Origin of the sequence: Butyrivibrio sp. INlla14, from assembly GCF_900102515.1 — a bacterium.
Lineage (GTDB): Bacteria > Bacillota > Clostridia > Lachnospirales > Lachnospiraceae > Butyrivibrio.
The window spans coordinates 145318-157079 of the sequence record NZ_FMVS01000010.1; the positions used below are offsets into that span (position 1 = coordinate 145318).

At 41.5% G+C, this 11762-nt stretch carries 12 protein-coding genes, 1 tRNA gene and 1 rRNA gene; 13 read left to right on the plus strand and 1 reads right to left on the minus strand.

Going from position 1 to position 11762, the window contains the following annotated elements:
- The first annotated feature begins 65 nt into the window (after nt 1–65).
- The 5 genes from BLO53_RS08555 to BLO53_RS08575 all read left to right on the plus strand — a co-directional run bounded on the left by BLO53_RS08555 (nt 66) and on the right by BLO53_RS08575 (nt 4398).
- A complete protein-coding gene (locus BLO53_RS08555) occupies nt 66–848 on the plus strand; it encodes a hypothetical protein (RefSeq protein WP_035789876.1) in 783 nt (260 codons plus the stop codon).
- A 198-nt stretch (nt 849–1046) separates the two neighbouring features.
- Entirely contained in the window at nt 1047–1850 is an 804-nt protein-coding gene (locus BLO53_RS08560) for an FRG domain-containing protein (protein WP_092060555.1), read from the plus strand.
- Nucleotides 1851–2055: 205 nt separating this feature from the next.
- Nucleotides 2056–2715: an NUDIX hydrolase gene (locus tag BLO53_RS08565; RefSeq protein ID WP_092060557.1), complete on the plus strand. Its 660-nt coding sequence runs from the start codon at nt 2056–2058 to the stop codon at nt 2713–2715.
- A gap of 136 nt (nt 2716–2851) precedes the next feature.
- A complete protein-coding gene (locus tag BLO53_RS08570) occupies nt 2852–3637 on the plus strand; it encodes a DUF6033 family protein (RefSeq protein ID WP_242875348.1) in 786 nt (261 codons plus the stop codon).
- A 62-nt stretch (nt 3638–3699) separates the two neighbouring features.
- On the plus strand, nt 3700–4398 hold the full coding sequence (locus BLO53_RS08575) for a LytR/AlgR family response regulator transcription factor (RefSeq protein ID WP_092060561.1): 699 nt from the start codon (nt 3700–3702) through the stop codon (nt 4396–4398).
- Nucleotides 4399–4430: 32 nt separating this feature from the next.
- Here BLO53_RS08575 and BLO53_RS08580 read toward each other — a convergent pair.
- Nucleotides 4431–4519: transfer RNA gene (locus BLO53_RS08580), tRNA-Ser, on the minus strand.
- 157 nt (nt 4520–4676) lie between these two features.
- Here BLO53_RS08580 and BLO53_RS08585 point away from each other — a divergent pair.
- From BLO53_RS08585 to BLO53_RS08620, 8 genes are all read left to right on the plus strand, one after another.
- Entirely contained in the window at nt 4677–5750 is a 1074-nt protein-coding gene (locus tag BLO53_RS08585; protein WP_092060563.1) for a 6-phosphofructokinase, read from the plus strand.
- A gap of 43 nt (nt 5751–5793) precedes the next feature.
- Nucleotides 5794–7392, plus strand: a complete 1599-nt coding sequence (gene dnaX, locus BLO53_RS08590; RefSeq protein WP_092060565.1) for a DNA polymerase III subunit gamma/tau — start codon at nt 5794–5796, stop codon at nt 7390–7392.
- Nucleotides 7393–7394: 2 nt separating this feature from the next.
- Nucleotides 7395–7751, plus strand: a complete 357-nt coding sequence (locus BLO53_RS08595; RefSeq protein ID WP_026490083.1) for a YbaB/EbfC family nucleoid-associated protein — start codon at nt 7395–7397, stop codon at nt 7749–7751.
- Nucleotides 7751–8350 carry a recombination mediator RecR gene (gene recR, locus BLO53_RS08600; protein WP_092060567.1) on the plus strand — a complete coding sequence of 200 codons (600 nt, stop codon included), beginning with the start codon at nt 7751–7753 and terminating at the stop codon, nt 8348–8350. Before BLO53_RS08595 ends, recR begins: the two co-directional genes overlap by 1 nt.
- Before the next feature lie 65 nt (nt 8351–8415).
- Nucleotides 8416–9459 carry an aldose epimerase family protein gene (locus BLO53_RS08605; RefSeq protein ID WP_092060569.1) on the plus strand — a complete coding sequence of 348 codons (1044 nt, stop codon included), beginning with the start codon at nt 8416–8418 and terminating at the stop codon, nt 9457–9459.
- A 65-nt stretch (nt 9460–9524) separates the two neighbouring features.
- Nucleotides 9525–10751 (plus strand): DUF5711 family protein, encoded by a 1227-nt coding sequence (locus BLO53_RS08610; RefSeq protein WP_092060571.1) that lies wholly within the window; start codon nt 9525–9527, stop codon nt 10749–10751.
- A gap of 109 nt (nt 10752–10860) precedes the next feature.
- Nucleotides 10861–11310, plus strand: coding sequence for a CvpA family protein (locus tag BLO53_RS08615; RefSeq protein ID WP_092060574.1), 450 nt, complete (start codon nt 10861–10863; stop codon nt 11308–11310).
- A 328-nt stretch (nt 11311–11638) separates the two neighbouring features.
- A 16S ribosomal RNA gene (locus BLO53_RS08620) occupies nt 11639–11762 on the plus strand; the annotation flags it as partial.

An 11762-nucleotide genomic window follows, 5' to 3' on the forward strand; every position in this document is an offset into this window, starting at 1 on the left:
AAATAGTTTAGGGCTGTAATATCGCATGGCGGTATATAGACCCTGCACATATTAGGAGGAATATTATGAAGAAGACATTAGCAGTGGTATTGACAATGGGTCTTGCACTTTCATTCGTTGGATGCGGTGACAAGGCAGCAGAGGTTACTGAGGCTCCAGTAGAGGCTGCAAGCGTAGTTGAAGAGGCAGCAACAGTTGCAGAGTCAGTAGCTGAGGAAGTAGTAGAAGAGGCAGAGGCTAAGGCAGAAGGCGTTATGACATATGCTGAGTATGCTGCAGCTGAGCTTGATTCAGAAGTTGTTGTTGAGACTTATGTACAGGCCAAGCAGTCATGGTGGGAAGACAAGGCAACATTCTATACACAGGATGAGGATGGCGCTTACTTCATCTATGAGATGGCTTGTTCACAGGAAGATTATGACAAGCTTGTTCCTGGAACAAAAATCAAGGTTTCAGGTGTTAAGTCTGAGTGGTCAGGTGAGGTTGAAATCGTTGATGCTACATTCGAAATCGAGGATGGCAACTTTGTAGCAGAAGCTAAGGATGCTACAGACCTTCTTGGTAAGGATGAGCTCATTGATCTTCAGAACCAGCTTGTTTCTTTCAAGGATATGACAGTTGAAGCTGTAGCTTACAAGAACGAGCAGCCTGGTGATGACATTTATGTTACACTTTCAAAGGATGGCGCAAGCTACGAGTTCTGCCTTGAGTATTATCTCAATGGTTCAGATGAAGAGTTTTACAACCTTGTTGGCGGCCTTACAGCTGGACAGACAGTTGATGTAGAGGGATTCCTTTACTGGTATGAGGGCGCTAACCCACACATCACAAAAGTTACAGTAAAATAATCAATTTATATATTTAACCGACTTAGGGCGTGGCAGTTATCTGCCACGCCCGTTTGCATTAATTGTGGTAAATTCGCGGCATTTATTTATTTTTGTAATTCTTGATATAATAAGATTGATAGATTTACAAACAAGAGCAGCTTGTGGTAATTTAACCTGATGTAACAGACACGCAGATTTAAGTTACGAGGAATATTTATGATCAAAGAAGTTCACATTGATACACTTGAAAAACTGCTTCCCCTTCTGACAGAGCAGGAATACAGACCAGATCTTGACAGAAACAGAAGCCCATACGTATACAGAGGCATGTCTGATGCATCCTTTAAGATGTATACAAGCCTTAGCAGGAACTGCAAGGGAAGACAGAAACATCTTGAGCCTGCGATACTTGAGAATTTCGCCAAGTATGCCATAAATGACGAGCCTTCTATAGGGCATTCGGTTTGGAGACAGATGATCCTGGGTCAGCACTATGGCCTGCCAACAAGGCTCCTTGACTGGACTCAGTCCGCTTTAGTTGCCCTTAACTTTTCAATGACAGAAGAAAACCTGGAAGAAATGGACAAGCACGACAGCATGGTCTGGAGGATCAATATGTCTGAGATGGTCCTTCAACTTCCTGATTCCTACAAGCGCGCAGTATACGAGAAGAATTCCACAATCTTTACTGTTGATATGTTAAAAGAACTTACGGGAAACAGCCTAAAGCAATATGACAAGGACATGGGCGATAGCGCCATGGTGATCATTGAACCACCCTCATTGAATCAGAGAATCATAAATCAGCACTCATTCTTTGCAGTAGTTCCTATGGGAATAGAAGATATCGAGGGATTCCTTGATAAGTACACCAAGGATACTGTAAAGTACGTTATAGATAAAAAACTCCGTTGGAGAGTAAGAGACATGCTAGATCAGCTCAACATGAGCGAACGCATAGTATACCCCGGCCTCGAAGGCCTCTCCAAGTGGATAGCAAGACATTACTACGTGAAATGATATGAAATGATATAGCATCCCGAAGTCATGCAGTCACGTGCTTGCACGTGTGACTGCATGACCTCGGGATGCGAACAATACATGAGGAAAAAAGACATGCGAACAAAGTGAGCATGGCGATTTCCGAATGTATTGTAGGATTGCGAAAGCACGAAGTGCGGAGCAATCCGTATATCATTTCAATACATATACAAGGAGGAAACCCATGCAGGGCCCAATAATCACTAAAAATCAGGTTCAGGAAATATTAGATAAGAAATTCATCCGCGTTTTTGATCTGCAGTACGCAGAAGGCGCTCACTACTTCGATGCCACAAGACGCGCCAAGGAAGACATAGTAGCAATAAAATCTGAGGAAGAGTTTAAAAAAATGCTCCCAGATGCAGTAAGCTGCGTTGTTATAGTTCTTTTGCCAGGAAAAGAGCCACAACTTCTCTTATCCTACGAGTACAGATATCCATCAGGCAGATTCCTTCTAAGCGTTCCAGCAGGACTCCTTGATCCTGAGGACAAGAATGAGACTGAGCCAATCGTAACGACAGCCATAAGAGAAATCCACGAGGAAACAGGAATAGTAGTGGATACCAGCAGAGATACTGTTGAAGCAATCAACCCATTTTTGTTCAGCACTCCTGGAATGACTGATGAAAGCAATGCTCTTGTTAAGGTAGTTCTTCATCTTGATAACCTTGATCAGCTCGATCAGACTGGCGCTGTAGGTCAGGAATTCTTTGACGGGTTCTGCTTTGTGAACAAAGAAACGGCATTAGAACTCCTTAAAAACGGCGTTGATGACAAGGGCCATTTTTACTCAGTTTATACCTGGGCTGCCCTTATGTATTTTGTTAGCGACATGTGGAAATAAGTTGGAATAAAAGCTAAAGATATTCGTGGTTTCATCCGATATACAAAGTATAGAAAACGTTAAGTCTATGCTTTTTTAGACTATTTGTATATCAGGCAGGGAAGCATACAGGAATTACCTGAGAATGGAGGGAACCATGAGTAATATTTCTGAAATAGCTGCTGGCAATGGTGCTAGTGCATATGAAGCAATCAAAAATTCCACCGCAAAAGAAAATACTGGTGTTAAGCCTGGGAACTACGGCAAAACAATAGGCAAAGCCCAGCTTAGCGAAACTGGAGCCAAGTACTATGAGGAGCTCAAGAAAAAGTACTCCAACATGGACTTTGTTCTTGTCAGCAAGGACATGAAGGACTATGCCAAGCAAAATGCCAGCTCCTTTGGCAATGCCAACAAGATGGTTGTTCTCATCGATGAGGAAAAGATTGAGAGAATGGCCACAGATGAGAACTTCAGAGCCAAGTATGAAGGCCTTATTTCCAGGGCTCAGTCCCAGATGCCTCAGCTTAAGTCAATTGCAGAACAGCAGGGCAATGTAAAATCAATCGGAATGCAGGTCAACGACAATGGTACAGCATCATTTTTTGCAGTAATGCAGAAATCCTCCCAGAGCATGTCAGAGAAACTCGCTGCTAAAAGAGCTGCCAAGAAAGAAGCTGAAAAGAAAGCTGAGAAAAAGGCAGAAAAGAAAGAGGCCGCTGATAAGCAGCTAGAGAAGTTGCAGGAAAAAGCCGCAGGTAAATCTGACCAGGTAAAGAGCTGGGATGAGATTGAAAATGATGAAGATGTGGAGATAATCATGGCTAGCTCGGTAGAAGAGCTTGTATCCAAGATAGAGGCTTACAACTACAATATGAGAGCCAATTCAGTTCAGGCACCACAGGAGAAATTAGTGGGCCAGACAATTGACTTTAAAGGATAGGCCACAGATAATGTTTATATAGCATTAACTAATATGATATATAGACAACAGCTGGGGTGAATATGTATAAGATTGCGATTTGTGATGATGAGAAAAGCTCTGCTGCTGATGCGGCAGAGCTTTTAGAAAAATATAGGCAGACTCATTATAAAGTGGAGATGAGCGTCGATATTTTCTATACTTCTTTAGATCTTTTGGGTGCCATAGAAAAAGAATCCTATGACATCTATCTATTGGATATATACGTTGACAAGATGAACGGAATAGAGATCGCCGAAGCTATTCGCAAGATAGATGAAAACGGGCAGATCATTTTCATGACCTCTTCAAACGCCTTCTACAAAGAGGCTTTCAGGATCCATGCTGTTCATTACCTGGAAAAGCCAATCCTGGAGGAAGACTTTTTTGATGCGATAGACAGAGTCTGTGCAAAAGAGGAAGTCCGTTTCCTGTCATTTCGCGAAAGCGGTCAGGTTCACAAAATCCCTGTGGATGAGATTCTATATATTGAATCAGAAGATCACTACAAGAGAATTGTTACAGAAGCGGATAGCTTCTTTGTGCGCAGTACCATGCAGAATCTTTTGCAGGATCTAAAAGAGGAATACTTCCATGCCCTTGGCATGAAGACAATAATCAATTTAAAAAGAGTTCTCAGGATAAACAAGGATGTGATCACCATGGAGGATGGTACCACCTTCTCAGTTCCGCGTGGAACTTACAGACAGCTGAGCGAACTGATACTGAAGTTTAGCTTCTAATAGGCTAGGGACCATTAGGCAGAGCCAAAAAACGGAGTTGAGGGGATTTGAACCCCTGCGCCGGACGAGCCGACCTACCGGATTTCGAATCCGGACCCTTCAACCACTTGGGTACAACTCCAAAAAAGCGCTTGGAATAAGCTCCAAAGCGCTTTTTATTATACTTTTTTAATGATACCTAGTCAACTGATTAACTTGGCATGTACATTAGAATTTTGTATAATTGTTAGTAGTATGTGCGTTTACAAGTAAGCTTTTTCAAAGGAGGCCTATTCACAATGATGAGAATTGGTATGTTGACTAGTGGTGGCGACTGTCAGGCTTTGAATGCGGCAATGCGCGGCGTTGTTAAGTGTATTGCGCACAGCGGTGAGCAGGTTGAGTTCTATGGCTTTTTAAATGGCTACAAGGGACTTATCTATGGTGACTTCAGAATGCTCACATCCAAGGATTTTTCTGGAATCCTGACCAAGGGAGGAACTATTCTTGGTAGCTCCAGGACTCCCTTTAAGACAATCAGAGAACCCGATGAGAATGGACTTGATAAGGTTGAGGCTATGAAGCAGAATTACTACAAGCTGCAGCTTGACTGCCTTGTGGTTCTGGGAGGCAACGGATCTCAGAAGACTGCTAATCTGCTAAGTGAAGAGGGTCTTAATATAGTTTCCCTGCCCAAGACCATCGACAATGATCTTTGGGGAACTGATATGACCTTTGGATTCCAGAGTGCTGTTGATGTGGCCACCAATGTAATTGACAACATCCACACTACAGCGGATTCTCATGGAAGAGTATTTATTATAGAAGTTATGGGACACAAGGTTGGGTGGCTTACTCTTAATGCTGGAATGGCAGGAGGAGCAGACGTTATCCTTATTCCAGAGATTCCATACGATATCAACAAGGTTTGCGAGGCAATTGATGCCAGAAATAAGCGCGGCAGCAGATTTACCATCATAGCTGTAGCAGAGGGCGCTATTTCCAAGAAGGATGCCAAGCTTTCCAAAAAGGAATATAAAGAGAAGCTTGCAAATTCCAAGTATCCATCTGTATCCTATGAGATTGCAGAAGAAATCCAGAAAAAGACTGGAAACGAGGTAAGAGTTACTGTTCCTGGACACATGCAAAGAGGTGGAGCGCCAGACTCCTATGATAGAGTATTTGCTTCTCGTCTTGGAGCAGAGGCAGGACAGCTCATCCTTAACAAGGAATTCGGATACATGGTAGCTTACAAGAACAGAGAGATCGTTAAGGTTCCTCTTTCTGAAATAGCAGGCAAGCTTAAATATGTATCTCCTGATGCCAGCATTATTCAGGAAGCCAAGATGCTTGGAATCTGTTTTGGGGATTGATATTACAATTTGAAAAAAGTTAGCCCGCGGGAGTTTAGTTTTAATGGGATATGTTGCATTATACAGAAAATTCAGACCACCGGTCTTTGAAGATGTCAAAGGCCAGGATCACATAGTTACAACACTCAAGAATCAGATCAAATCGGATAGAGTTGGACATGCTTACCTGTTCTGCGGAACTCGCGGAACAGGTAAGACTTCTGTTGCCAAGATTTTGGCAAGAGCAGTTAACTGCGAGCATCCTGTGGATGGCTCTCCTTGCGGAGAGTGCGATATGTGTAAAGAGATCGCCGCAGGCAACAGTATGAATGTAATCGAGATTGATGCTGCTTCCAACAACGGTGTTGATAATGTCAGAGAGATCATCGACGAAGTATCTTATTCACCTACCAAAGGCAAAAAGAAGGTATACATAATCGACGAGGTCCACATGCTTTCAACTGGAGCTTTCAACGCACTTTTGAAAACATTGGAGGAGCCTCCTAGTTATGTTATGTTCATTCTGGCAACAACAGAAGTCCAAAAGCTTCCTATAACAATTCTCTCAAGGTGTCAGAGATATGATTTCCATAGGATCACTATCGATACAATAGAGGCGAGACTTAGGGAAGTAGTTGATGCAGAAGGTATCAAGGTAGAAGAGAGAGCCTTGAGATATGTGGCCAAGACTGCTGACGGATCCATGAGAGACTCACTAAGTCTTCTGGATCAGTGCATAGCCTTTAACTATGGAGAGGAACTTACCTATGACAAGGCATTAAATGTCCTTGGCGCCGTTGACACCGAGGTGTTTAGTAAGCTCTTTTCCGCATTATATACACAGGATGTAAATGGGGCATTGACTCTTCTTGCAGATATTGTTATACAAGGAAGAGAATTGTCTCAATTTGTAAATGATTTTGTCTGGTACCTCAGAAATCTGATGCTTGTACAAGCATCAGATCAGATGGAGGACGTTATTGATGTTTCCTCTGATAACCTTGCTACTCTCAAAGAGCAGGCAAACTCAGCTGACATCGACACTATTCTCAGATACATAAGAGTCTTTTCAGAGCTTTCTTCTCAGATAAGATATGCATCACAGAAGAGAATTATGATAGAGATTACGCTGATCAAACTCTGCAAGCCTCAGATGGACAATGGAGAAGGGGCTTTTGAGGATAGGATCAGGATCCTTGAGCAGCATGACGAGGCAAATGGCAAGCTTTTGAAAGGCATTCAGAGCGGGCAGGTGGCAGTAGCATCTGCTGGAGCTGGCTCTTTTTCTGAAGGGGCAAGGCCTCCAAGGGAAAAGAAAGTCCTGGACCGCGCAGTACCTGAGGATATCAAGGCACTTGTAAGTAAGTGGCCGGGATATCTTATGAGAATGTCCAATCCGATGAAGAATTACCTTCAGAAGGCGAATTTAAGTCTTGGAAATGATGATAAACTGCAGATTGTATTTGATAACAGGCAGTTAACTGAGAAATATTCAAAGGGAGAGTCCAGAGAGGAACTTCAGAATTTCCTTGATGATTCAACCGGCAAACATATAGAATTTGAGACAAAGTTCCTTGAGCCTAGCCAGGTTTTTGAGGAAAATTATGTTAATTTGCAGGCTATAAATTTTGATATAGTAACTGAAGAAGAAAAGGAGAATTAAAAATGGCAAAAAGAGGTGGATTTCCAGGCGGCGGAATGCCTGGTAATATGAGTAATCTTATGAAGCAGGCGCAGAGAATGCAGCGTCAGATGGAGGAAAGTCAGAAAGAGCTTGAGACAAAAGAGTTCACAGCCAAGGCTGGTGGCGGCGCAGTAGAAGCCACTGTATTTGGAAGTAAGACACTTAAAGAAATCAAGATTTCTCCAGAAGCAGTTGATCCAGATGATGTTGAGATGCTTCAGGATATGATCGTTGCAGCAGTAAATGAAGCTATGAAGCAGGCTGAGGAAGCAAGCGGAGCTATGGTCAACAAGATGACCGGCGGACTTGGCGGATTAGGTGGAGGATTTCCATTCTGATGGAACTATACAGCGGACATATTAATAAGCTGATAGACGAGCTGTCATCGCTTCCTGGAATAGGAGGCAAATCTGCACAGAGACTGGCCTTTTATTTGATAGGCCTTCCCAAGGACAGAGTTCACAAGCTTGCTGATGCTATTGTCAATGCCAGAGAAAATGTTCACTATTGCAAGGAGTGCTGCACTCTGACGGATGATGACATTTGCCCTATATGTAATAATCCCAGCAGAGATCATAAGACAATCATGGTTGTAGAAAATGCGAGAGATTTAGCGGCATATGAGAAGACTGGCAAGTTTGAAGGGGTTTATCATGTACTTCACGGGGCTATTTCACCAATGCTTGGTATCGGCCCTGGGGACATAAGACTCACAGAGCTTATGCACAGACTTCAGACACAAGAAGTTGATGAAGTCATAGTTGCTACCAATTCAAGCCTTGAAGGCGAGACTACCGCTATGTATATCAGCAAGCTGATAAAACCAACTGGTATCAAGGTTACACGAATTGCCAGCGGAGTTCCTGTTGGAGGAGACCTTGAGTATATTGATGAAGTTACGCTTTTGAGAGCTCTTGAAGGTAGAACTGAATTGTAATAATTGGAGTGTATGTAAAAAGTTGAATGTCAGCCTGCAAAAGGTCTGACTAGGAGGAAAAGGTTATGGCAGTAACAAAAGAGTTATTTGGAAAAACCAAAAGTGGGGAAGAAATCTACGCTTATCACATCAGCAATAATGCTGGTATGGAGGCGGTAATACTCAACTACGGATGTACTATCAAGAACGTATTTGTTCCTTCTAAAGATGGTGGAAAAATAGACGTTGTTCTTGGTTATGACGACCCAGAAGTATATTTTGCCAATGATTCATTTATTGGATCAACAGTTGGCCCTTCTGCTAACAGAATTGCAAATGCCAGATATTCTATAGATGGAAAAGAGTTTTCATTACCAGTTAATGATGGACCTAACAACCTTCATACAGACCATGATAACGGCTTCCATAAGCGTATCTGGGATGCAAAAGAAGGCGAGAACTCAGTTGAATTTACATTAAAATCTGCTGATGGTGATCTGGGATTTGCTGGTAACAGAGTATTCACACTTACATATAGTCTTGATGATGATAATAATCTGGAGCTTCATTATCATGCAACAAGTGACGCCAAGACACTTATCAATCTTACTAACCACGTATACTTTAATCTTAGCGGTCACAATGCAGGCAATATTGAGAATCATACTCTTTTGCTCAATGCATCCAAGTTTACACCTGTTGTAGACGGCGCTGCTATTCCCACTGGAGAGCTTAAGGACGTAGCTGGTACAGTCTTTGATTTCACAAAAGAAAAGACTATAGGACAGGATATAAATGCTGACGTTGAGCAGCTTCAGTGTGTTGGCGGCTATGATCACAATTATTGTGTAGATGGACAGGAAGGAACATTAAGACTGGCTGCAGTTGCCAAGTCTCCTGTGACAGGTATTACACTTAAGTGCTCTACCACTCTTCCAGGAATTCAGTTATATGCTGGAAACTTCCTCAAGAATGACAATGGAAAAGAGAACACTAAATACAAGGCTAGAGATGGATTCTGTCTTGAAACTCAGTTCTATCCAAACTCAATAAATCAGCCAGGATTCCCTGATGCTGTGTTTGGACCAGATAGAGACTACGATAGCGTTACTGTATATCAGTTCAAATAATTCATTGGCGAATAATGATCAGCTATATAAGGAAGCCTCCTATATAGCTGATTTGGAGGATTCAATTGGCTGAAGTAAAAGATTTTAGTTCATATGCCAGAAAATTGAATAGAAATAGTGACGATGGATCATCTCCGGTTGGAGACTCTTCTTATAAAGAAAAGATACGAAGCCATAGGCTAAAGGTCTTTTTTAGGACAATAATAATTGCTGCGGTAGTTCTTTTTGCAGTTATTGCAATCTACATTAGCTGGCGGGACAAAGAATACTCTGAAGCAGTTCTAACAATGGAAGCAGCTATCTCCAACGGCTCAGATTCAAAAGTGGTAGATCTGTCTGGATTTGTTATCCAATATAGTAAGGATGGCGTAGGTTGTTATAATTCCAGTGGCCAGCCTGTATGGAACCAGACCTATGAGATGCAGAATCCGATGGCACATACCTGCAATTCTGTGGTTGCTATTGGAGATTATAACGGACATCATATTTATGTTAGTAATACAAGCGGCTCTATGGGAGTAGTTGATACAAGTCTTCCTATAAGGGATTTTTGCGTATCTTCACAGGGCGTAGTTGCAGCTATTTTAGATGGTACAGATGTTACATGGATATACCTTTATGATTGTACAGGAAACACCCTGGCCAGTTTTAAGACCACTATGAAGGACAGCGGATACCCTATCAGTATCAGCCTGTCGCCTAATGCAGAGCTTTTATGTGTTTCTTACATTTATCCTGATGAAGGAAAGCTAAAGACCAGCGTTGCGTTTTTTAACTTTGGATCGGTAGGCCAGAACTCAATAGATAACTATGCAAGTGGATATGATTATCCCGGGGTTGTGGTTCCGTACGTACAGTTTATGAATGAAAATACAGCGTTTGCCATTTCAGATGACAGGATAATGTTCTATACAGGCAATCAGAAACCGGTTAGCAAGGCAGAACACTTGCTAGGCGGTGAAGAAATCAGATCAGTATATTTCAATGATAGCTACATTGGTCTTGTGTTTATGAACAATACTGATGATGGTGAGTATAGACTTCAAGTATACAATACAGCTGGAGAGCAGATCCTTACAACATATTTTGATGTAGTATATTCAAATATCATTTTTGATAACAAACAGATCATTATTTATAACGAAGATGAATGCGTGATAAAGGATATGTCTGGGCACAATAAGTATGAAGGAACTTTCACAGATCCTATCAAAGTTATGATTCCTACCAAGGTAAGGAGCAGATTTACACTTGTGACATCCAGAAATATCATGACTATGAATTTAAAGTAATAGCTTTGTGAGATTAAATGCTAATGCATAGAAGTATTCATATAAATCTATGCAATGTTCCTTGCTCTTCAAGGATATGTAAAAGAGTTCATTGGGAGACAATGTAAAAGTGCTAGGATTTGATATATCACAGATTATCATGACAATTGTTGTGGTGTGTCTTGTTTTGTGGAGAATATCATATGGATATAATAATGGCCTGTTTGCGGAAGCAGCAGGCCTTATTGCTATCATAGCCTCTTTTTTGGCAGTTTATTATTCCATCCACTTGGTAGAAAACGTAATTACTATTAAGTTGGGAAAGATAATATCACAGATAGGTTATCTAATAGTGGCTTTCGCGGTATATAAGATCATGACAGCTATTTCAGATGCCTTAAGAAATATAAGAAAAGTTCCAATAATAGGAAAAGTGGACAGATTTTTGGGAGCAATCCTTGGAATTGCTGAAGCCTGCTTGATAATAGCTCTTATAGAATATGCCACGGATATCGAGATTGTATCTACAGTATTATCGGCATGTTATGAAATTGTCATCCTAATTCGGAAAAGTTTATAAACAAATGAAAAAAGTTATTGCATTTATAAAAGTGCTTTGCTATAATAGCTCTTGCCCGTTGCGGAGAGGGCAGTTACCTACTGATGAGGCTTTGTCCCAGTAACTGCGAATCGAAACTTCGGAAAACAAATTAAAAAAGTTGTTGACAGAAACTTAAAGCTATGCTATTCTAAATGAGTTGCGGCTGAGAGCTACAACAACTAAGAACCTTGACAAATAAACAGTAATGCAACCCTGAAAAATTCCAAGAGAATTTATTCAGAACAAAATTAGTAAATAACGGACAGAACAAAAAGCCAAGCTTGAGTTCTGGCCAGATCAAACTTTTAAACGTGAGAGTTCGATCCTGGCTCAGGATGAACGCTGGCGGCGTGCCTAACACATGCAAGTCGAACGGAGATTTAACGCTGATGAGGCTTCGGCGGATTCTTGTTAAATCTTAGTGGCGGACG

Coding starts and splice junctions, on each gene's coding strand:
- BLO53_RS08555 (WP_035789876.1), top strand. CDS start 66: ATGAAGAAGACATTAGCAGTGGTATTGACAATGGGTCTTGCACTTTCA.
- BLO53_RS08605 (WP_092060569.1), top strand. CDS start 8,416: ATGGCAGTAACAAAAGAGTTATTTGGAAAAACCAAAAGTGGGGAAGAA.
- BLO53_RS08560 (WP_092060555.1), top strand. CDS start 1,047: ATGATCAAAGAAGTTCACATTGATACACTTGAAAAACTGCTTCCCCTT.
- BLO53_RS08575 (WP_092060561.1), top strand. CDS start 3,700: ATGTATAAGATTGCGATTTGTGATGATGAGAAAAGCTCTGCTGCTGAT.
- BLO53_RS08595 (WP_026490083.1), top strand. CDS start 7,395: ATGGCAAAAAGAGGTGGATTTCCAGGCGGCGGAATGCCTGGTAATATG.
- BLO53_RS08585 (WP_092060563.1), top strand. CDS start 4,677: ATGATGAGAATTGGTATGTTGACTAGTGGTGGCGACTGTCAGGCTTTG.
- BLO53_RS08570 (WP_242875348.1), top strand. CDS start 2,852: ATGAGTAATATTTCTGAAATAGCTGCTGGCAATGGTGCTAGTGCATAT.
- recR (WP_092060567.1), top strand. CDS start 7,751: ATGGAACTATACAGCGGACATATTAATAAGCTGATAGACGAGCTGTCA.
- BLO53_RS08565 (WP_092060557.1), top strand. CDS start 2,056: ATGCAGGGCCCAATAATCACTAAAAATCAGGTTCAGGAAATATTAGAT.
- dnaX (WP_092060565.1), top strand. CDS start 5,794: ATGGGATATGTTGCATTATACAGAAAATTCAGACCACCGGTCTTTGAA.